Annotated in this window: 19 protein-coding genes and 1 pseudogene; 11 read left to right on the top strand and 9 right to left on the bottom strand. The window is 71.0% G+C overall.

What is annotated here, in order from left to right; all coding sequences use genetic code 11:
- Nucleotides 1-43: 43 nt before the first annotated feature.
- Nucleotides 44-1,765, bottom strand: a complete 1,722-nt coding sequence (locus OG542_RS02115) for a hypothetical protein (protein ID WP_328407675.1) — start codon at nt 1,763-1,765, stop codon at nt 44-46.
- 193 nt (nt 1,766-1,958) lie between these two features.
- Between OG542_RS02115 and OG542_RS02120 the strand changes: the two genes are divergently transcribed.
- Nucleotides 1,959-2,195 carry a hypothetical protein gene (locus OG542_RS02120; protein WP_184586858.1) on the top strand — a complete coding sequence of 79 codons (237 nt, stop codon included), beginning with the start codon at nt 1,959-1,961 and terminating at the stop codon, nt 2,193-2,195.
- Between the two features lie 83 nt (nt 2,196-2,278).
- Here the strand turns inward: OG542_RS02120 and OG542_RS02125 are convergent, their stop codons facing one another.
- Nucleotides 2,279-3,139 carry an aldo/keto reductase gene (locus tag OG542_RS02125; RefSeq protein WP_328407677.1) on the bottom strand — a complete coding sequence of 287 codons (861 nt, stop codon included), beginning with the start codon at nt 3,137-3,139 and terminating at the stop codon, nt 2,279-2,281.
- Nucleotides 3,140-3,325: 186 nt separating this feature from the next.
- Between OG542_RS02125 and OG542_RS02130 the strand changes: the two genes are divergently transcribed.
- Both OG542_RS02130 and OG542_RS02135 read left to right on the top strand, forming a co-directional pair.
- Nucleotides 3,326-3,739, top strand: a complete 414-nt coding sequence (locus OG542_RS02130; protein WP_261682260.1) for a VOC family protein — start codon at nt 3,326-3,328, stop codon at nt 3,737-3,739.
- A gap of 233 nt (nt 3,740-3,972) precedes the next feature.
- Complete coding sequence (locus tag OG542_RS02135) at nt 3,973-4,977, top strand: substrate-binding domain-containing protein (RefSeq protein WP_328407679.1); 1,005 nt, start codon at nt 3,973-3,975, stop codon at nt 4,975-4,977.
- Here the strand turns inward: OG542_RS02135 and OG542_RS02140 are convergent.
- Nucleotides 4,974-6,002 carry a LacI family DNA-binding transcriptional regulator gene (locus tag OG542_RS02140; RefSeq protein ID WP_328417716.1) on the bottom strand — a complete coding sequence of 343 codons (1,029 nt, stop codon included), beginning with the start codon at nt 6,000-6,002 and terminating at the stop codon, nt 4,974-4,976. The genes OG542_RS02135 and OG542_RS02140 overlap by 4 nt on opposite strands.
- A 227-nt stretch (nt 6,003-6,229) precedes the next feature.
- On the opposite strand from OG542_RS02140, the gene OG542_RS02145 reads away from it, so the two are divergent.
- Genes OG542_RS02145 through OG542_RS02160 form a run of 4 tightly spaced genes read left to right on the top strand, consistent with a single transcriptional unit; the run spans nt 6,230 to nt 10,537 of the window.
- The gene (locus tag OG542_RS02145; RefSeq protein ID WP_328407681.1) at nt 6,230-7,180 is read left to right on the top strand and encodes a TIM barrel protein; all 951 of its coding nucleotides are present in this window, start codon (nt 6,230-6,232) and stop codon (nt 7,178-7,180) included.
- A 9-nt stretch (nt 7,181-7,189) separates the two neighbouring features.
- Nucleotides 7,190-8,629, top strand: a complete 1,440-nt coding sequence (locus tag OG542_RS02150; RefSeq protein ID WP_328407683.1) for a sugar porter family MFS transporter — start codon at nt 7,190-7,192, stop codon at nt 8,627-8,629.
- Nucleotides 8,630-8,648: 19 nt separating this feature from the next.
- Nucleotides 8,649-9,671 (top strand): Gfo/Idh/MocA family protein, encoded by a 1,023-nt coding sequence (locus OG542_RS02155; protein WP_193482662.1) that lies wholly within the window; start codon nt 8,649-8,651, stop codon nt 9,669-9,671.
- A complete protein-coding gene (locus tag OG542_RS02160) occupies nt 9,668-10,537 on the top strand; it encodes a sugar phosphate isomerase/epimerase family protein (RefSeq protein ID WP_184586878.1) in 870 nt (289 codons plus the stop codon). The genes OG542_RS02155 and OG542_RS02160 overlap by 4 nt, the downstream gene beginning before the upstream one ends.
- Here OG542_RS02160 and helR read toward each other — a convergent pair.
- Nucleotides 10,497-12,695 (bottom strand): RNA polymerase recycling motor ATPase HelR, encoded by a 2,199-nt coding sequence (gene helR / locus OG542_RS02165; protein WP_328417718.1) that lies wholly within the window; start codon nt 12,693-12,695, stop codon nt 10,497-10,499. The genes OG542_RS02160 and helR overlap by 41 nt on opposite strands.
- Nucleotides 12,696-12,900: 205 nt before the next feature.
- Here helR and OG542_RS02170 point away from each other — a divergent pair, with 205 nt between their 5' ends.
- Nucleotides 12,901-13,785: a Gfo/Idh/MocA family protein gene (locus tag OG542_RS02170; protein WP_328407686.1), complete on the top strand. Its 885-nt coding sequence runs from the start codon at nt 12,901-12,903 to the stop codon at nt 13,783-13,785.
- On the opposite strand, the gene OG542_RS02175 is transcribed toward OG542_RS02170, so the two are convergent.
- Both OG542_RS02175 and OG542_RS02180 read right to left on the bottom strand, forming a co-directional pair.
- Nucleotides 13,782-14,117, bottom strand: a complete 336-nt coding sequence (locus OG542_RS02175; protein WP_328417720.1) for a hypothetical protein — start codon at nt 14,115-14,117, stop codon at nt 13,782-13,784. The genes OG542_RS02170 and OG542_RS02175 overlap by 4 nt on opposite strands.
- Before the next feature lie 86 nt (nt 14,118-14,203).
- Nucleotides 14,204-15,094 carry a GNAT family N-acetyltransferase gene (locus OG542_RS02180; protein ID WP_328407688.1) on the bottom strand — a complete coding sequence of 297 codons (891 nt, stop codon included), beginning with the start codon at nt 15,092-15,094 and terminating at the stop codon, nt 14,204-14,206.
- Between the two features lie 207 nt (nt 15,095-15,301).
- On the opposite strand from OG542_RS02180, the pseudogene OG542_RS40645 reads away from it, so the two are divergent.
- Both OG542_RS40645 and OG542_RS02190 read left to right on the top strand, forming a co-directional pair.
- Nucleotides 15,302-15,572: pseudogene (locus OG542_RS40645) on the top strand (beta-1,3-glucanase family protein); the annotation flags it as partial.
- Nucleotides 15,573-15,640: 68 nt separating this feature from the next.
- Nucleotides 15,641-16,750, top strand: coding sequence for a PP2C family protein-serine/threonine phosphatase (locus OG542_RS02190; RefSeq protein ID WP_328407692.1), 1,110 nt, complete (start codon nt 15,641-15,643; stop codon nt 16,748-16,750).
- Nucleotides 16,751-16,814: 64 nt separating this feature from the next.
- Here the strand turns inward: OG542_RS02190 and OG542_RS02195 are convergent, their stop codons facing one another.
- On the bottom strand, nt 16,815-17,051 hold the full coding sequence (locus OG542_RS02195; RefSeq protein ID WP_328407694.1) for a chaplin: 237 nt from the start codon (nt 17,049-17,051) through the stop codon (nt 16,815-16,817).
- 217 nt (nt 17,052-17,268) lie between these two features.
- Here OG542_RS02195 and OG542_RS02200 point away from each other — a divergent pair, with 217 nt between their 5' ends.
- Nucleotides 17,269-17,475, top strand: a complete 207-nt coding sequence (locus tag OG542_RS02200) for a hypothetical protein (RefSeq protein WP_193482657.1) — start codon at nt 17,269-17,271, stop codon at nt 17,473-17,475.
- An 84-nt stretch (nt 17,476-17,559) separates the two neighbouring features.
- Here OG542_RS02200 and OG542_RS02205 read toward each other — a convergent pair whose 3' ends face one another.
- Both OG542_RS02205 and nicT read right to left on the bottom strand, forming a co-directional pair.
- A complete protein-coding gene (locus OG542_RS02205) occupies nt 17,560-18,051 on the bottom strand; it encodes a DUF5709 domain-containing protein (protein WP_193482769.1) in 492 nt (163 codons plus the stop codon).
- A gap of 184 nt (nt 18,052-18,235) precedes the next feature.
- Nucleotides 18,236-19,393, bottom strand: coding sequence for a Nickel transporter NicT (gene nicT / locus OG542_RS02210; RefSeq protein ID WP_328407696.1), 1,158 nt, complete (start codon nt 19,391-19,393; stop codon nt 18,236-18,238).
- Nucleotides 19,394-19,432 lie beyond the last annotated feature (39 nt).

Here is a 19,432-nt window from a genome sequence, read left to right on the forward strand (position 1 = left end):
CAAGGGGCCCGGGAGGATCTCCTCCCGGGCCCCGTTCCGGTGTCTAGCGGGGTGAGCGGGCGAAGCCGGCGAGGCTGGTGGAGACGATCTCGGGCCTGCCGTCGTTCTGCGTGGGCGCGGCGGTCAGTACGTCGATGTGCTGGTAGCCGTCGGCGACCACGGGACGCAGCTCCGGCGGCACCCGGCCGGCCAGCAGTCCCTCCCCGGCGAGGACGGTGAGCACCGGGTTGGCGGTGAGACCGCCCGGATGGGCGACGAGCTTCCTCACCTGCGGCGAGGTGCCCAGCTGGATGTCCGTGACCAGTTTGGTCGGGAAGTACTGCTCGGTGAAGTCCAGCGGCTGCTCGGCCAGACTGCGGGCCAGTTGCCGCACGTCGGTGACCTCCTCGCCCGCACCGGTGAACGGCGTGCCGTCGGCCGACCGGTAGCCGGGGTCGTCGGGGTCACCGACGCGGTCGTAGGTGCGCCAGGTGTAGAGCGGGCCCTGGGGCCGTTCCGGGATGGCCTTGTACGCGGTGCCGTACAGACCGGGCTGCCGCGCACCGCCGTTGGCCACGGGAAAGCTCTTGTCGGCGATGGGCCCGCCGTCGAAGAAGCCGATGCTGGTCTGCAGGAACGCCAGCGGTACGGAGTTGTCGTCCAGCAGCGCTCCGAGCACCGCCCCGTTGGTGAGCCGGAAGTCCTTCACCGACGGCGAGCCGCTGAGGAACGCGACGGTGTCCTTGGCGAACAGGAAGCGGTTGGTGGCCTCGACGTTGAGGTTGGAGGGCAGATAGCGGGGCAGGTCGGCCTCACCCTCCAGATCCTTGAGGGCGCCGAGGCCCGCGATGCCGAGCAGGGTCATGGTCTCGGGGTTGAGCAGCACCGGCGCGGACAGCGTGCGCGACAGCAGTCCGCTGTCGAGTCCGGCCTGGACCACACCGTAACCGAGGCCGATGTCGGGCAGGTTGGTGTCGTCGGGCAGGTTGCCACTGAGGTCGGCGAGCGAGGTGGAGACGGTGGTGTCGAGGGCGAAGTAGCCGGCGCACTGGTTGTACCCGGCGTCCGCCGTGGTGGCCCGGTCGCCGTCGAAGTCGGCGGCGGCGAAGTACCCGGTGATGACACCGCCCAGCGAGTGCCCGCCGCACAGCACCTTCCGCTTGCGCTGCGCCTGGTCGGGCAACTCGGCGGTGAGCAGGTCGTACTGGTCCCGTACGGTCTGCTCGATCCCGAGCTTCGCCATCCAGCCCAGCTCTGCGTTGCCGGCGTAGCCGTCGAATTTCCGGCCGTCGACCTGCTTGCCGCGGTAGTAGTAGTCGACGGCGCTGTGCTGGTCGCCGGAGGCGATGCCGGTGCGGTCCTCCAGGCAGTTGGAGCGCCGGTCCAGCGCCCAGAACTCGATGTGCGCGCCCTGCTCGGCGGCCCTGGTGACAGTGTTGCGGGCGACGCTGTCGAACGCCCCGGCCCCTTCCAGGATGCCGGGCTGGGCGATGAGGATCCGGTCCGCGCCGGCCGACGCGGCGGGCCCGTCGGCCGAGCGGTAGCGCAGGTACGACAGCCAGTCGCACGCGGCCGGACGAGGCCCGGCCGACTCCGGCAGCGGTACCTTCACCCGTACGACCGACTCGGTCACCCCGGTGACGGGTGACGTCGACGCGACAGGCGTCTCGGTCCGCGCCTCGTCGGCCCGGGCCCCCGGGGCGGCGGCCGTGAGTGTCCCGGCGGTCAGCAGTACCGCGAGCGCGGCACCGCGCCACTTCCCTCTGCTCCTACGGTTCATGTCCATGCCACGGACGCTAGGGTTGTGGCCGGAGAGCTCTCAGGGGGTGCTGACGAGAATTCAGTTTCCCGGTCACGCCTTGTCACCGGCGCACAGAGCACCCGGCGCCGCAGGCTCGGACCCCTGGGCCGTACCGGTTCGTCCCGCGTATGGTCGAGGCCGAGCTGCGAACCGCCCGTTTCGGAGGCATGGTGGGGCTATGGACGGTCAACCCCCCGTGGTCGTGCAGCCGCCCGCGTCGGACGGCGGACGGCTGGTGACCATCCACGGCGAGCGCATGGGCGTCGCCTACAGCCTGTTCGACGTACTGGACCTCCTGCACCGCGAGGGCCTGCCCACCGCCGACACGGCCGTCGACGACACCGAGCTGATCGAGTGGCGCGGCGGAGGCCCGTACGACTGGAACAACGGGGAGTCCGGGTCCGACGAGGCGTGAGCAGCGGCGATACCTGGTGGCCCTGCCTCGGTCCACCCGGGTTTCGAGACAGGACTCCGCCTGGTTTCAGGGCACGGCTCCGCCTACTCCGACCCTGATTCCGCCCGTGTCCCCTCGGCCAGCCGGTCGAGGCGGTCGCGCTGGGCGGGCGTCAGGCCGAGGTCCGCCGCGGCGAGGTTCTCCTCCAGGTGCCCGATCCGGGCCGTACCGGGGATCGGCAGGACGACCGGTGCACGGTCGAGGAGCCAGGCGAGCGCGACCTGCGTGGGCGTGGCCCCGAGGTCGGCCGCCACCGCGGTGATCTCGGCCTCGGCCCCCGCCTTCCCCCACGCCACGGGCCGCCACGGCAGGAAGGCGATGCCGGCCGCCGCACACGCCGCGAGAACGGGCTCGTGCTCGCGGTCGAGCAGGTTGTAGCGGTTCTGCACGCTCGCGACGTCGACGATCTCCCGGGCCTCGGCCAGCTCGGCGACGGTGACCTCCGACAGCCCGATCCGTCCGACCAGGCCCTCGGCCTGAAGCTCCCGCAGCGTGCCGAGCTGGTCGGCGAGCGGCGTGTCGGGATCGATGCGGTGCAGCTGGAGCAGTTCGATTCGCTCGACCCGCAGCCGGCGCAGGGCCTGCTCGACCTGGGCGCGCAGGATCTCGGGCCGCCCGTCGAACTTCCACTCGCCTCCCGGGCCGGTACGCGCGACACCGACCTTGGTGGTGATCAGCAGCCCCTCCGGGTAGGGGTGCAACGCCTCGGCGAGCAGCTCCTCGTTGGCTCCCTCGCCGTACAGGTGCGCCGTGTCGATCAGCGTGACGCCCAGCTCCACGGCCCGCCGGGCGACCGCGAGGGCGTTCTCCCGGCCGGGCCCGGGCTCGACCGGCAGATGCATGGCTCCGAAACCGAGCCGGCGTACGTCCAGATCCCCGCCGATGCGGAAGGTGGTCGTTGTCATGAGCTGTCTCCGTCCCCCTCTGCTCAAGGGCCCACGCTAACAAGTCGGTTGGCGTCCACTCCGGCCTTCCGGCGCCCGCCTCGCACCCCGCTCCCCGCCCCCTGCGCGGCGCGCTCGGCGAGCCGTTGTCAGTGCCCGGCGCTACGCTGCGCGCAAATGACCCTTTTGCCCCTCCTGGAGGTTCACATGGTCACGCGCCTCAATCCGTACCTCACCTTCAACGGCGAAGCCCGGCAGGCGATGGAGTTCTACAAGGAGGTCTTCGGCGGCAACCTCACCCTCAACAGCTACGGCGACTTCGGCCAGGCGGACGCCCCGAACGCCGACAAGATCATGCACGGCATGCTGGAAACCACCAGCGGCTTCACCCTGATGGGCGCCGACAACCCGCCGGGCATGGAGTCCGCGCCGGGCAACCCCTTCTCCGTGAGCCTGAGCGGTGACGACGACGCCGAGCTGCGCGGCTACTGGGAGAAGCTGTCCGAGAACGGCTCGGTGTCGGTGCCGCTGGAGAAGCAGATGTGGGGCGACGAGTTCGGCATGTGCACGGACCGCTTCGGCACCCCATGGATGGTCAACATCGGCGGATCGGAGAGCTGAGCAGGACCGTCCACCAGGGTCGCCCGTACTACGCCGTCCACCGCCGGCTGTACGGGCGGCCCTGTTTTGTTGGTACGTCCTGACAAAGCTGTTGACATCCCCAGAAGGCGGCCGCATAGTACCTGCCACTAGAGCGCGCTAGTAACGCGCTCCAGCCACCGAGTACGCAGGGGTCCGTACCCTCCCCGGCCCGGGCGCGGCACCCTCTCCCCGCACAGTGAGGTGCATCCGACATGCGCAGACACCACAGACCCGCCGCTCTGACCGCCGCCGCCCTCGTGGGCGCGCTGCTCGCCGCCGGCTGCTCCAGCGGCACCGGCGGGAAGCAGTCCGAGACCGGGGGCACCGACGCCGCGGCGGGCAAGGCCGCCACCCCGCGGATGACCGTCGCCATGGTCACCCACGCGGCACCCGGCGACACCTTCTGGGACCTGATCCGCAAGGGGGCGCAAGCCGCTGCCGCGAAGGACAACATCAAGCTCGTCTACTCCAGCGACCCCGTCGCGGGAAACCAGGCCAACCTGGTGCAGAACGCCATCGACCAGAAGGTCGACGGCATCGCGCTCACCGCTGCCAAGCCCGACGCCATGAAGGGAGCGGTGGCCAAGGCCAAGGCGGCCGGCATCCCCGTCGTCGGCTTCAACTCCGGCCTGGACAACTGGAGGGACCTCGGCATGCTCGAGTACTTCGGCCAGGACGAGAACATCGCGGGCCAGGCCTTCGGGGAGCGCCTCAACCAGCTGGGCGCCGAGCACGCCGTCTGCGTGGTCCAGGAGCAGGGCCAGGTCGCGCTGGAGGCACGCTGCGCCGGGCTGAAGAAGGGCTTCAAGGGCACCACGGAGAACCTGTACGTCAACGGCACCGACATGCCCTCCGTGAAGTCGACACTGACCGCCAAGCTCCAGAAGGACTCCACCATCGACCAGGTGGTCACACTCGGCGCCCCGATCGCCCTGACCGCCGTGCAGTCGGTACGGGACGCGGGCAGCGAGGCCAAGGTCGCCACCTTCGACCTCAACAAGGACCTCGTCGCCGCCGTCCGGGGCGGCGACATCGAGTTCGCCGTCGACCAGCAGCCCTACCTCCAGGGCTACCTCGCCGTCGACGCACTGTGGCTGTACAGGACGAACGGCAACTTCAGCGGCGGCGGCACGGCTCCGGTACTCACCGGGCCGGCGTTCATCACGAAGGACAACGCCGACACCATCGCGGAGTTCGCGAAGAAGGGGACGCGCTAGAGCGGCCTTGAGCGGCCGGGGCGGCGTGACTGCTCCGCCGGGGCCGGGCCGCTGGTCCCCCGTACCACCAGCTTCGGATCCAGCACCGCTTCACGCGGCTGCAGTTCCCCGTTCTCCAACCGCTCGACGGCGAAGCGGACGGCGTGTTCGGCCATCAGGACCGCGTCCTGGCGGACCGTGGTCAGGCCGATCGGCATCAGGTGGGAGAGGTGGCTGTCGTCGTAGCCGACGACGGACAGATCGCGCGGGACCTCGATGCCCGCCCGGGTGAGGGTCATCAGCAGACCCATCGCACAGCGGTCGTTACCGGCGAGGACCGCTGTCGGCAACGGCCGCCCGCCGTCGCGCTCGGCCAGGAGCAGACGGCCGGTCTCGACACCGGAGTCCTCGGTGTGATGGCCGGGAATCACCCGTGCCTGGTCCTCCAGCCCGTGGCGGCGCATCGCGGCACGGTAGGCGCGCCGCCGCTCCGCCGAACCGGGACCGCGTCCACCGTCGATGTGCACGATCCGGCGGTGCCCCAGCTCCACCAGGTGGTCCATGGCCTGCCGGACGCCCTTCCCCTCGGCGGAATGGACGAAGTCGACATGGGCCTGGGGCACGCGGCGGCTGACCGAGACGGCGACCGTGCGCTGCCCGAGCTCGCCGAGGTAGCCGGGCTGGGCGTCCGGGCCGAGCAGGATCACCGCCTCGCAACGGTGACTGAGCAGCGCCTCGACCGCCTTGGCCTCACTGCGCCCCTGGGTGGAACCGGAGAGCAGGACGTCGTACCCGAGCCGCTCGGCCTCGGGATAGATGCCGGTGATGAGATCCGTGTGGAAGGTCTGGTGCACGGTGAACATCACACCGAGCGTGCGACTGCGGCCACGGGCCAGCAGCCGGGCCGCGCTGTCGGGCCGGTAACCGATCTCGTCGGCCACGCGCAGGACCCGCTCCCGCGTCTCCCGGCCGGCTCCCGCCTGGTTGCGGAAGATGATCGAAACGAGCGCGCGGGAGACGCCCGCCTTCTCGGCGACGTCCGCCATCGTGGGCCGCTGCCTGCCCGATGCATCCACCTGTGAACCCACCCTCCGACGGCGCCCACCTTACGGGGTGCCCCACGCGGGGATCCGGCGATGGGGCCCCGCAATCTCCCGGCAACAACCTATTGACATGACATTTGGACAGGGGTCATCGTACTCGACTAGAGCGCGCTAGTAGCGCGCGTCACATCGCTCAGGCACCCTCCCCTCTCCCCTCAAGGACACTGACCATGGCAACGGCGCCAGTCCCTCTCCGTACCACCGTCGGCAACCTGTGCCTCGGCTCCGCCCCCGACTCCTGGGGGGTGTGGTTTCCCGAGGACGAGCACCAGGTGCCGTACCCCCGTTTCCTCGACGAGCTGGTCCAGGCCGGCTACGAGTGGCTGGAGCTCGGCCCGTACGGCTATCTGCCCACCGACCCGCAGCGGCTGAAGGCCGAGCTGGACGCCCGGGGGCTGAAGGTCTCCGGCGGCACCGCGTTCGGCGCGCTGCACCGGCCCGAGGCATGGGACGAGACGCTCGCCCATGTCCGGCGGGTCGCCGCGCTGACCGCGGCCGCGGGGGCGCATCATCTGGTCCTCATTCCGCCCATGTACCGGGACGAGAAGACGGGCGCGTTCACCGAGCCGCCCGAGCTGACCACCGAACAGTGGGCCGGGTTCGGCCGGGCCGCCGACCGGCTGGGCAGGCTGCTGCTGGAGGAGTACGACGTACGGCTGGTCGTCCATCCGCACGCCGACAGTCACCTCCAGACCCAGCCGGAGATCGAGCGGCTGCTGAACGCGTCCGACGGCCGCTACACCAACCTGTGCCTGGACACGGGGCATGTCGCGTACGGCGGTGGGGACAGCGTCGACCTGATCCGCCGGTTCGGTGAGCGGGTCGGCTATGTGCACATCAAGCAGATGGATCCGGAGATCCTGGCGCAGGTCGCGGCCGAGGACCTGTCCTTCGGTGAGGCCGTGCGGCGCGGGGTGTGCGTGTCGCCGCCTGCCGGGGTGCCCGATCCGGCCGACGTGGTGGGCGAACTGGCCGGGCTCGACGCCGAGTTGTTCGTGATCGTCGAGCAGGACCTGTACCCGTGCGCTCCCGACGTGCCGCTGCCGATCGCGGTCAGCACCCGCGAGCACCTGGCCGGCTGCGGTCTTTCGGGTACCCTCCGCCCGGCCATCGACAGGTAAGGAGCGGCCATGGACGTCAGGGACGACACGACACCAGCCTCCGACCCGGCCCCGGCCACCGGCGTCGCGGACGATACCCCGCCGGCGGTCTCCCGGCGGCTGCGGATGATCACCATCATCGCCACGTTCGGTGGTCTGCTCTTCGGCTACGACACGGGCGTCATCAACGGCGCCCTGCCCTATATGACCGACGACCTCGGCCTGACCCCGGTCACCGAGGGCATGGTCACCAGTTCGCTGCTGCTGGGTGCCGCGCTGGGCGCGGTGACCGGCGGCCGGTTGTCGGACGCGCGCGGCAGGCGGCGCAACATCCTGCTGCTGGCCGTGCTGTTCTTCGTCGGCGCGCTCGGCTGCACGCTCGCCCCGACGACCGAGGTGATGATCGTCGCGCGCTTCGTGCTCGGTCTCGCGGTCGGCGGTGCCTCGGTGACCGTGCCGGTGTATCTCGCGGAGGTGTCGCCCGCCGAGCGGCGCGGTGCCCTCGTCACCCGGAACGAGCTGATGATCGTCTCCGGTCAGCTGCTGGCGTTCACGTCCAACGCGATCATCGCGCGGCTCGGCGGCGAGTCCGGCGGTGTGTGGCGCTGGATGCTGGTCATCGCCACGCTGCCGGCGGTGGTGCTCTGGTTCGGCATGCTGGTGATGCCGGAGAGCCCGCGCTGGCTGGCCTCCCAGAGCCGCTTCGGCGAGGCCCTCGAGGTGCTCAGGCAGGTGCGGTCGCGGGCCCGGGCCGAGGCCGAGCTGAAGGAGGTCTCCGCACTCGCCGTCAAGGACGAGCGGGAGAAGCTCGGCGGCTGGCAGGACATCAAGAGCACGCCGTGGGTGCGGAAGCTGATGTTCGTCGGGTTCGGCATCGCGATCGTGCAGCAGATCACCGGCGTCAACACGATCATGTATTACGGCACGCAGATCCTCACCGACGCCGGTTTCGCCGCCGACAGCGCGCTGACCGCGAACATCGCCAACGGTGTGATCTCCGTCCTCGCCACCTTCGTCGGCATCTGGCTGCTCGGGCGGGTCAACCGCCGGCCGATGCTGATGACCGGCCAGCTCGGCACGACCGTGGCCCTGTTGCTGATCGGCGTGTTCTCCCTGGTGCTGCCGTCCGGTGATCCGCGGGCGTTCGCGGTGCTCGCGATGACGGTCACGTTCCTCGCCTTCCAGCAGGGCGCGATCTCGCCGGTGACCTGGCTGATGCTGTCGGAGATCTTCCCAATGCGGATGCGCGGCTTCGGCATGGGCGTCGCGGCCGTGGTGCTGTGGCTGACCAACTTCGTGATCGGTCTTGTCTTCCCATCCCTGGTCTCCGGGATCGGGATCTCCAACACCTTCTTCCTGTTCGTGGTGGCGGGCCTGCTGTCCCTCACCTTCGTGAAGCTGTACGTCCCCGAGACCAAGGGCCGCACCCTCGAGACGCTCGAGGCGGAGCTCCGGGCGCGCTTTTCCTGACCTCTTCTAGGAGTTCACCATGACCGTACGTGTAGGCGTCATCGGCGCCGGGATGATCGGCCAGGACCACATCCGGCGGCTCACCGAGGTCGTCACCGGGGCGAGGGTCACGGCCGTGGCCGATGTCGACACCGAACGTGCCGCCGAGGTGGCGGCCCGGCTCGGTGCCACCGCGCTGCCCACCGGCGCGGATCTGGTCGCCTCCCCCGACGTGGACGCCGTCCTCGTCACCTCGTGGGGGCCGACCCACGCCGAGCACGTTCTGAACGCGATCGCCGCCGGCAAGCCGGTGTTCTGCGAGAAGCCGCTGGCCACGACCGCGGAGGACTGTCTGCGGATCGTCGACGCCGAGCGGGCGCACGGCCACCGGCTGGTGCAGGTCGGCTTCATGCGCCGTTTCGACGCCGGGTACCGCCAGATGAAGGAGGTCCTGTCGACCGGCTCGCTCGGGGCCCCGCTGATCGTGCACTGCGCCCACCGCAACCCGACCGTCCCGGAGTCGTACCACTCCGCGATGGCCGCTCAGGACACGGCCGTGCACGAGATCGACGTGCTGCGCTGGCTGCTCGACGACGAGATCGTCTCCGCCCAGGTGGTCACCCCGCGCGCCACGAGCAAGCGGTTCGGTCACCTGAAGGACCCGCAGATCATGGTCTTCGAGACCAGCGAGGGCGTCCGTATCGACCTGGAGGTCTTCGTCAACTGCCAGTACGGCTACGACATCCAGTGCGAGGTCGTGGGCGAGGACGGTCTGGTCCGGCTGCCCGACCCGGCGGCCGTCGGGATCCGCACCGCGGCCCGGCACGGCACGGGTGTGCTGCAGGACTGGAAGGACCGGTTCGCGGAGGCCTTCGACACGGAGTTCCGCGAGTGGGTCGCCACCGTGGCCGCCGGCACCGAGCCCACCGGGCCGTCCGCCTGGGACGGTTACGCCGCCACCGTCATCTCCGACGCCGCCGTCCGGTCCCAGGAGGCCGGCGGCGGAGAGATCGTCACCGTCGACATCAAGCCCCGTCCCGCGTTCTACGGAGGCACCGCGTGAAGATCGCCCTCGACCCGTACATGTTCCGTGCCCTGCCGATCGACGAGATGGTGCGCACGGTCGCCGAACTGGGCTACGAGCACATCGAGTTGTCGCCGCGTGCGGACTTCATGCCGTTCTTCCTGCACCCGCGGGCGGACGACGCGCGGGTGGCGGAGCTGAAGGAGTCGCTGCGCAGGTACGGTGTGCGGCTCTCCTCGGTACTGCCGCTGTACAAGTGGTCCTCGCCGGACGAGACCGAGCGGCAGACGGCCGTCCGCTACTGGAAGCGGATGATCGAGATCACCGTGGATCTCGAATGCCCCCTGATGAACTCGGAGTTCAACGGCCGGCCCGAGCGCGCCGCCGAGAGCGAGTCCGCCTTCTGGCGTTCGCTGGAGGAGTTGCTGCCGGTCTTCGAGCGGGAGGGCATCGCCCTGAACCTGGAGGCCCACCCGGACGACTTCTGCGAGGAGAACACCCCGGCCGTCGATCTCGTCCGCGCGATCAACAAGCCGTGGGTGAACTACCTGTACTGCGCCCCGCACACCTTCCATCTCTCGGGCTCCGACCCGACGGCGGACATCGCGGCGATGATGCGCTACGCCGGTGACAAGCTCCAGCACGTGCATGTCGCGGACTCCTTCAACCACAAGGGCTCCAGCGGTCTGCGGTACATCCTCAACCCGCCGGGCACGCCGGCCCGGATCCATCAGCATCTCGACATCGGTCAGGGCGAGGTCGACTGGGACACCTTCTTCGGCACACTGCGCGAGCTGGGCTTCGACGGTGTCGCCACGGCCTGTGTGTTCGCCTGGGAGGAGCGGGCCCGGGAGTCGTCGGCGTTCATGCTGGACCGCATCCGGAAGGAGCTCGCGGGGTCGTGAGGATGACGAGCTGCCGGGTCGCCCTGGTCATCGCGACATAGCGGTCGACCGCTCCTTCGACGCCGGTGCCGAAGTCCTCCGGGTCGACGAGGACGACCAGGTCGAACTCCAGCCCCTTCGACAGCTCCGGGGTCAGCGACCGGACGCGGGACGAGGGGGGCTGGAACGCGGGATCGCCGATGACACAGGCGATCCCGTCGGCATGGGCGGCCAGCCAGGTGCCGAGGACCGAGCTCAGCTCCGCGACCGATCCGTGGACGACGGGGGCGCCGCCGCTGCGGATGGAGGTCGGCACGTTGGCGTCCGGCAGCACGGTCCGGATGACCGGCTCGGCCTCCGTCATGATCTCCTCGGGCGTCCGGTAGTTGATGCTCAGGGAGGCGAGGTCGATGCGGCCGAACCCGACCCGTTCGAGCCGTTCCCGCCACGACTCCGTGAACCCGTGCCGGGCCTGGGCCCGGTCCCCGACGATGGTGAAGCTCCGGGACGGGCAACGGAGCAGCAGCATCTGCCATTCCGCGTCGGTCAGTTCCTGAGCCTCGTCGACGACGATGTGTGCGAAGGGGCCGGCGAGCACGTCCGGTTCGACGGTGGCCAGTTCGGCCTCGTTGACCAGGCTGACCTGGGCGTCCTCGCCGCGCAGCATGGACACCAGGCCTTCGCCCTCGTCACCGTCGGCGCCCGAGTTGGCCGTGGCCTCGATCAGGGTGTCGACGACGCGCCCCATGTGCTCGCGCTGGTCGGCGAGGATGGCCTTGTTCCGGCGCTTGCGCCGGGCCGCCTCCAGGTCGCCGAGCCGCTGCCGTGCGGCGTCCAGGATCGGCAGGTCGGGCACGGTCCAGGCCTGGGCGTCCGCGCGCTGCAGCTTGCGGACCTCGTCGCGGCTGAGCCAGGGAGCGCACATCCGCAGGTAGGCGGGCACCGACCACAGGTCCGACACGAGGTCGGTCGCTTCGAGCAGCGGCCACGTGCGGTTGAACACCGTGCGCAGTTCCCTGTTCTGCGACAGCGATCTGCGGAGCAGGCCGGCCGGCACGTCGCCGTCGTGCTTGTCCTGAAGGATCGTGAGCAGTTCCTCCCAGACCTGGTCGCGCGCCTCGTTGTGCGGAGTGCCGGGCTCGGCCGCTTCGAAGGCCACGGCCCAGTCCTGGGCGCTCAGGTGGATGTCGGACCAGTGGGTCGTGACCGTCATCCCCTCGGCTGGCGGCTCCTCGTAGAACCTGACGGCCTTCTCGATCGCCCGCACCATGTCCGCGGACGACTTCAGGCGTGCCACGTCCGGGTCGGCCTCGGCCCTCGCCGCGGCGCCCTCGGTGACGAGGTCCCGCAGGATGCACGTCTGCACGCCTTCCTCGCCGAGGCTGGGCAGGACGTCGGAGACGTAGGACAGATAGGGCCGGTGCGGGCCGACGAACAACACGCCCCCTTTGCGGTGCCCGAGGCGCGGGTCGGAGTAGAGGAGGTAGGCGGAGCGGTGCAGGGCGACGACGGTCTTGCCGGTGCCCGGCCCGCCGTCGACGACGAGGGCGCCACGGGAGCCCGCGCGGATGATGGCGTCCTGGTCCGCCTGGATGGTGCCGAGCACATCCCGCATCCGGGGCGAGCGGTCGGTGCCCAGGCTGGCGATGAAGGCGGACTGGTCGTCGAGCGCGGCATGCCCGGAGATGCCGTCCGCACTGAACATCTCGTCCCAGTAGTCGCTGATCCGGCCGCCGGTCCAGCGGTATCTGCGGCGGCTCGCCAGGCCCATCGGGTTGGCGTGAGTGGCTCCGAAGAACGGCTCGGCTGCGGGGGAACGCCAGTCGACCAGCAGTCGGCGCCCCTCGCTGTCGGTGAGGCCGAGTCGTCCCACGTAGACGGGCTCGGAGTCGTCGGCAGCGACCATGTGCCCGAGGCACAGGTCCAGTCCGAAGCGGTGCAGGGCGCGCAGGCGGGTGGTCAGCCGGTGGATCTCCGCGTCCCGGTCCATCGCCTGCCTGCCTGTGCCGCCGGGCGCCTTGCGCTCGGCCTCGAGACGGTCGGACAGTTCGGCGATCGACTGCTCGAGGCACTCGGCGATGGCCGCGAAGTGCTGATCGTCGCCGCCGATCAGCGCAGGGTCGGCCTTGTGGGAGAGACGGTCGGGAAGATCGAACGCGCTGGTGGTCAGGGGGGTCAACGTCATGCTCCCGTTTCCGCAGGTCCTAGGCTTAGGCCGGACAGTCTGCGGCACCATGGGGGCCTTGCCGCAAGGCCCCCTGTGCGCTATAAGTTGAGAGTGGCAAGGAGACAACTCCTTGCCTTTCTTGTTGTGTGGCCCTCCCGGTCGCCGGTCCCTGGCGTGTGGCACTCTCTTCGTTCAGGCACCGTGGAGAGGCGGCGGCATGCGGATAGGACTGCTGGGCACCGGACCGTGGGCGCAGATGGCCCACGCGCCCGCACTGAGCCGGCACGAAAAGCTGGACTTCGCCGGGGTGTGGGGCCGCCGCCCCGAGGCCGCGAAGGAGCTGGCCGAGCGGCACGGCGTGCGGACGTACGACGATGTCGACGAGCTGTTCGCCGACGTGGACGCGGTCGCGGTGGCGCTGCCTCCTCAGGTGCAGGCCGGGCTTGCCGCGCGTGCGGCGCGGGCCGGGTGCCATCTGCTGCTCGACAAGCCTCTCGCCCCGACGGTGGAGCAGGGGCGGGCCGTGGTCGAGGCCGTCGAGGAGGCGGGTGTCGCCTCGGTCGTGTTCTTCACGACCCGCTTCCAGCCCGAGCCGGAGGCGTGGATCACCGAGCAGGCGGGGGTGCCGGGCTGGTTCACGGCCCACGCGCACTGGCTGGGGGCGGTGTTCACCAGCGAGAGCCCCTTCGCGACGCCGTGGCGGCGGGAGAAGGGCGCCCTGTGGGACGTCGGGCCGCACGCCCTGTCCGTGCTGCTGCCGGTGCTCGGCGACGTGCGACGCGTGGCGGCGGCCGCGTACGGTCCCGGGGACACGGCGCATGTCGTCCTCGACCACGCCGACGGCGCGTCGAGCACCCTCACCCTGAGCCTGACGGCACCGCCCGCCGCTTCCGGTGCCGCACTGGAGCTGCGGGGAGAGGCCGGGGTCACCGCCCTGCCGGAGAGCTCCGACGGGGCGGTTCCCGCCCTGATGCGGGCCGCGGACGCCCTGCTCGCCTCGGCCCGGACCGGCAGCCCGCACCCGTGCGACGCGGCGTTCGGCCTGCGTGTCACGGAGATCCTCACGGCGGCCGATGACCTGCTGAACGGCGGCGCACGCTAGTTCCCGTCGTCGCTGAACGGCTCGTCGCTCCAGCGGAACCAGGCCCGGTCGCCCTGGATGTGCAGGAGGAACTCGGCGACGGGACCGTCCGGGGAGGAGAGGGAGACGCGTCGCCCGATCTCGGCGTAGACCCGCTCCCACTCCTCCCAGTGGCCCTCGTCGTCCCGTTCGGCGAGAGCGAGTTCGCGGGCGAACAGGCCCCGGACGGCGCCGAATCCGGGACCTGCGGTGAAGCGGCCCGAGAGCCACGGGAAGTCGGCGTCGTCGATCAGGATCTCCCCGACCGGTCCCCCCGCGCTGTGCACGCGCCAGACCTCGCCCTCGCACCCCACGGTCCCCTCCGTCTCCCGTCGCCGGTCACTGTCCCCCACAGCCTGCCACCCCGGCCGGGGACGTTCCGGCTGCTGCACCGGCGCGGTTACCGCACCGGGTGGAAGTTGAGCCGTTCCTTGACCACCGGGAAACCGGCCTTGGCGAAGTTCGCGGCCATGGGGAAGTTGCCCTGGTCCGTGGCGGCGGCGACGAACTCCGCCCCCTGTTCGACCAGGAAGTGGGTGCACTCGGCCAGGAGGTCGTAGGCGTAGCCGTGGCCTCGCTGGTCCGGCAGGACGCCGATGAAGCCGATGCACGGGCCCGACGGGTTGCGGGCCGGGATGTGGATGCCGACGGGCTCGCCCTGCGGTGTGCAGGCGACCTGCCACCACTCGCGTGGCGAGGGGCACCAGTGGAAGAAGTCGAGTTCCTCCTGGGCCGCCCGGTCGAGTCCGCCCTCCTCGATGGCCTTGAGCGCGTGGGCGTCCAGGGTGACGGAGTGGATACGGCGCAGCGCGTCGAAGAACACGGCGTCGTCCGGTTCGGCGCGGAACACCAGGCGCCCGGGCCGTTCGGGCAGGCCGTGCTCGGGGGTCCACCGGTACAGGAAGCGTTCGACCAGGAGGTCGTAGCCGGCCTTCCGCGCGGCGGTGAAGCGGGTCTCGGCGGCGGCGCGCAGGGCCGGGGCGTCGCGCCAGCCGGAGGGCAGGTTCAGTTCGAGTTCCACCTGCCAGGGGGCGGAGCGCAGGAGTGCGGCACCTGCTTCCTCCTCGCCTTCCGCCACGTCGAACCAATTGAGGCTGAGGGGCTCGGTGTCGTCGGGGCCGCCCCACCAGGCGCCGCGGGCGACGACCCTGCCGTCGCGCAGGGCCACCCGTTTCCAGTCGGGGCGGTGCCGGGTCAGCCGGTGGCCCTCACGGGCGCCCAGCGGGTCGGGCAGGGTGTCGAAGAGATCGGCGTCGCTCGAGTCGAGCGCGCGGATGACCACATCGGTCATGGAATTCCTCCGGGACGCATGCTGCGAAAGAGCGCTCCCGGTCAGGTCAGTCGAGGCACGCCGGGACGGTAGGCAGGGAGCGCTGGAACGGTGTGAACTGCACGGCTCCGCCCTCCTTCCACGGGTCTCGGGGCGTGGCTCGCCACAGGCTACGGGATCACGAAAGGGGCCGTCCATCGAATTCCCGGCACGGCTCAAGTGGCCCTTGAGGTCCCGGAGTTCGCGCGGCTCGTGGTGGACGGCACGCAGATCACCGCCCCCGGCCACGGCTTGGACGCCGGTCTGTTCGCGAGGACTGTTTCGCGCCCTCCATCGACGAGGCAGGCCGTCCACCCGGGACGTGCTGTTCCGCGACGGTGCCCTCGCCGCCCCCAACGACGGAACGACCGGGCCGGTCGCCGCCGTGCTGGGCGCCGGATTCAACCGCTCGACGCTGGGGAGCTCCGCGGCCCAGCCGACGACCGACGCCGCGTCCTTCTCGCCGGTTCACGGGCACCCGCGCGGGCCCGGCGTGCGGCGCCCGGCCGGGCGTAGCAGCGTGGTGGTGTGAGCAGTGTGCGCGGCCGGCTGCCGCGCCGGGACCGGGACCGGCGCGGCTGGTTGCGCGGCGCGCCCCCGCCGGGCTGGGCTCGGGTGCTGCCGTCCGCGCTGCTGGCGGGCGTGTGCGCGGCGGAGCTGATCAGTCCGGAACCGCTCGACATCGGCTTTCTGCTGGGCGCCATCCCGCCGCTGGCCGTGCTCGCACACGGTCCGGTGGCCACGGCGGTGCTCGGCGCGCTGGTGGTGGTCGTGCTGAGCGTCCCGGTCTTCAGCCTGAACGACCCCGGCAGCACCGATTTACTGACCGTGTGCTTCGTCGCGGTGCTGAGCGTGCTGCTGTCGTTCGTCCGCAGCAGGCGGGACGCCCAGCTGGTCACCGAACGGGCGGTCGCCGAGGCCGCCCAGCGGGCCGTCGTGCCGCCACTGCTGGAGCGGGTCGGGCCGGTACGGTGCGCGGGGCTGTACCGGGCCGCGCAGAGCGGGACGCTGGTCGGGGGCGACTTCTTCGACGTACGGGCGGGCCCCTACGGCGTACGGGCGGTCATGGGCGATGTTCAGGGACACGGGCTGTCTGCCGTCGCCACGGTCGCGTCGCTGCTGGGGGCCTTCCGGGAGGCGGTGCTGGACCAGCCGGATCCGGAGGCGGTGGCGGTCCGGCTCGACCGGAGGCTGGTGGTGGACTCGGCGGGCGAGCCGCACGCCGAGTTGTTCGCGACGGCGGTGCTCCTCGATTTCTCCGCCGACGCCGGTGTGGTGCGGATCGTGGCGTGCGGGCAGTCAGGTCCGCTGCTGCTGCGTGACGGGCGTGCCGTCGAGCTGGACATCGAGCCGTGCACCCCGCTCGGTCTCGGCCTCGCCGAGGCCACCGCGCCCCGGGTCGTCTCGGTGCGGCTGCGCGCCGGTGACCGGCTGTTCCTCGCGTCCGACGGCGTCACCGAGGCCAGGGACGCCGACGGGGCCTTCTACCCGCTGGCCGAGCGGCTGCCGGGCTTCGCCGAGGAGGCCCCGGCCGCCCTGGCCGAGCGGGTGTGGGCCGACCTCGTGCGGCACTGTCCGGACGTACGGGACGACGTCACGATGCTCGTGCTCGCGCCCTGTCCGCAGGGCGGGCCCTGACGGCGGCCGGCGGCGGCCCGCGATGCTTCGCGGACCGCCGCCGGCGGGGCCGTACACCGGTGCGTCAGTCCTTGATCGAGCACCTGTTGCCGATCGCGGGGTTGAACGCGCCGATGAAGTTGACCGAGTTGCCGCAGATATTGGCATCGATGTCGATGGGGACCTGTACGACGTTGCCGGAGAGGACGCCGGGACTGCCGATGGCGATGGCTTCGGCCTCCGCGTCGGCGCTCGCCGTACCGGCACAGGCCAGGAGGGCGGCGCAGGCCAGGCCGAACGCGGCGGTCACACGTGTGCGCATGGGAAAGCTCCTGTCGGTTGCGGGGACACGTGTCTCCACCGTCACCCGGGGTACGGGGACGCGACATCGGTGAGCGTCCGAACGGGGTGCCGGGGTCTGCCCGGCCCGCGTCCGCGCTCTCCGGATGCACGCCGCGCTTCCGCGGTGAATGGTGATAGCGGACCCGTTTTTCAGCACCGGGGCCGCACCAGCGATCCGGACCCTAGGAGCAGAGAACATGTCGACGTCAGAGCCCCACGCGTCCCGGCCGCCCGAGGACCGCGCCACCCCGGACCGCCTGCTCCACGCCCGCACCGGCACCGACGTGTCACCCGAGGACCTCGTCCTTGCCTCGGGCAAGGACCTCACCCCGCACAACCTCGAATGGGCCAGGCGCAAGCTGGCGGCCGAGGGCCCGGCCGCGCTCGAGAAGCTGCTGCCGTAGCCGACAGCCACACGCGAGGCCACCGGCCCGGCGCGGGCGCGCGACGGGTGCGGTGGCCTCGCGTGTGCGGGCGCCGGCCTCGGTTCAGGCCCTGTCGTCCTCCTCGAGCAGCGTGTCGTCGTCCTCCACCACGTGTACGGCGGCCTCCTCCGCTCCGGCCGCTCCGCCGTCGATGCCGATGTCGGTCGCGACGGTCTCCTTCGTGGTGTCGGGATGGGCGCCCTCGTCCGGGGCGACCAGGCGGCCGGCGCGGGCGGTGCCCGCCTCGGGGTCCACCGGTTCGCCGTCGCTGTCGGGGCTGTCCCCCACGCCGTCCCCGCCAGGCTCGGCGGACACGTCGGGCACCTCCTGGGACAGCCGCTCGTCGAGGGTCTCGCCCTCGTGCTGCTCGGCGGCGGTGGTGCCGCTCTTGGTGACGCCGAGCGGCTTCTCCGGCGGGGAGTAGCCCTCGTCGAGGGTGTCGTCGTAGGTACGTTCGCCGACGGCGTCCTGCAGATCCAGCGGCGCGGCGTCCGCCTGCTCCTCGTTGGTCCCGGTGGGCTGGTACGCGTCGTCCGCCATCGGTTCGGGGCGCATCGGTTCCGTGCCCATCACTTCTGCCTCCCTGTCGCGCTGCGTCGACTCGTTCGTCTCAGGTGCCCGTTCCGCGTTTCCCGTTACGCGCTCTCTAACCTCGGCGGTTGCGGAGATCACCCACCGTTAATCTTGAACCCTCAATGAGTGGTATCCGCCGGAGCTGCGGCTGGGCGCGCGAGGTCTTTCAGTCCGCGGTCCGGTCCGCCGGAAGCAGGCCGGTCGTCCACTTCTCCTCGATCCGCCCGAACCTCCACACCATCAGCGCCACCACCCAGGTGGCGACGAAGAGAGCGACGACGGCGTAGCCGAGGATGTTGAGGTCGAGGCCGGAGATCCAGTCCCAGAAGGGGCCGTGCAGGCCGAACTTCTCGGTGAGCAGGCCGAGGAGTTCGACCGTGCCGATGAGCAGGGCCACGGCGACGGACAGGCCGGTGATCGTGAGGTTGTAGTAGACCTTGCGGACCGGCTTGGAGAAGGCCCAGCCGTAGGCGAAGTTCATGAAGGAGCCGTCGACGGTGTCGAGGAGGCACATGCCGGCGGCGAAGAGGACGGGCAGGCACAGGATCGCGTACCAGGGCAGGCCGGAGGCGGCGCCGGAGCCGGCCAGGACGAGCAGGGCGATCTCGGTGGCGGTGTCGAAGCCCAGCCCGAAGAGGATGCCCAGCGGGTACATCTGCCAGGGCTTGGAGACCGACTTCATGACGCGGCCCAGCAGGCGGTTCATGAAGCCGCGCTTGTCCAGTTGCTCCTCCAGGGCGGCCTCGTCGTAGCGGCCCGAGCGCATGGCGCGGAACACCTTCCAGATGCCGGCCAGGATGACGAGGTTGACGCCCGCGATGAGGTAGAGGAACGTCCCGGAGACGGTCGTACCGATCAGGCCGGTGACGTTGTGCAGCGCCGATCCGTCGTGGCGGACCGGGCCGGCCAGGGTCTTCACGCCGAGGGTGAGCAGGAAGGCCAGGACGAAGACGACGCTGGAGTGTCCGAGGGAGAACCAGTAGCCGACCGACAGCGGCCGCTGCCCCTCACCCATCAGCTTGCGGGTGGTGTTGTCGATGGCGGCGATGTGGTCGGCGTCGAAGGCGTGCCGCAGGCCGAGCGTGTACGCGGTGACGCCGATGCCGACGCCGAAGGTCTGTGTGCCGATGGCGCGGTGCTCGGGGGCGACGATCGCGACGAGGATGAACCAGCCGATCACGTGCAGGGCCAGGGTGAACGCGGCCATCCCCCCGACCCTGATCCACTCCTGCCGCGTCATGGAGGTACGGACGCGGTGCCAGGCCGTGCGCTGGGCGGCAGCCGGGGCGGGGAGGGGCGGAGTGGACTCAGGAGCGGCCGTCATCGGGGGGATGGTCTTTCTGTCGGGCTGGACGGCTGCACC

It is taken from the genome of Streptomyces violaceus, from assembly GCF_036014075.1.
GTDB classification, from domain to species: domain Bacteria; phylum Actinomycetota; class Actinomycetes; order Streptomycetales; family Streptomycetaceae; genus Streptomyces; species Streptomyces violaceus.

Coding starts and splice junctions, on each gene's coding strand:
- OG542_RS02120 (WP_184586858.1), top strand. CDS start 1,959: ATGGACGGTCAACCCCCCGTGGTCGTGCAGCCGCCCGCGTCGGACGGC.
- OG542_RS02205 (WP_193482769.1), bottom strand. CDS start 18,051: ATGCGCCCCGAACCGATGGCGGACGACGCGTACCAGCCCACCGGGACC.
- OG542_RS02180 (WP_328407688.1), bottom strand. CDS start 15,094: ATGACCGATGTGGTCATCCGCGCGCTCGACTCGAGCGACGCCGATCTC.
- OG542_RS02130 (WP_261682260.1), top strand. CDS start 3,326: ATGGTCACGCGCCTCAATCCGTACCTCACCTTCAACGGCGAAGCCCGG.
- OG542_RS02195 (WP_328407694.1), bottom strand. CDS start 17,051: ATGCGCACACGTGTGACCGCCGCGTTCGGCCTGGCCTGCGCCGCCCTC.
- OG542_RS02155 (WP_193482662.1), top strand. CDS start 8,649: ATGACCGTACGTGTAGGCGTCATCGGCGCCGGGATGATCGGCCAGGAC.
- OG542_RS02135 (WP_328407679.1), top strand. CDS start 3,973: ATGCGCAGACACCACAGACCCGCCGCTCTGACCGCCGCCGCCCTCGTG.
- OG542_RS02150 (WP_328407683.1), top strand. CDS start 7,190: ATGGACGTCAGGGACGACACGACACCAGCCTCCGACCCGGCCCCGGCC.
- OG542_RS02200 (WP_193482657.1), top strand. CDS start 17,269: ATGTCGACGTCAGAGCCCCACGCGTCCCGGCCGCCCGAGGACCGCGCC.
- nicT (WP_328407696.1), bottom strand. CDS start 19,393: ATGACGGCCGCTCCTGAGTCCACTCCGCCCCTCCCCGCCCCGGCTGCC.
- OG542_RS02115 (WP_328407675.1), bottom strand. CDS start 1,765: ATGGACATGAACCGTAGGAGCAGAGGGAAGTGGCGCGGTGCCGCGCTC.
- OG542_RS02145 (WP_328407681.1), top strand. CDS start 6,230: ATGGCAACGGCGCCAGTCCCTCTCCGTACCACCGTCGGCAACCTGTGC.
- OG542_RS02140 (WP_328417716.1), bottom strand. CDS start 6,002: ATGGCGGACGTCGCCGAGAAGGCGGGCGTCTCCCGCGCGCTCGTTTCG.
- OG542_RS02125 (WP_328407677.1), bottom strand. CDS start 3,139: ATGACAACGACCACCTTCCGCATCGGCGGGGATCTGGACGTACGCCGG.
- OG542_RS02170 (WP_328407686.1), top strand. CDS start 12,901: ATGCGGATAGGACTGCTGGGCACCGGACCGTGGGCGCAGATGGCCCAC.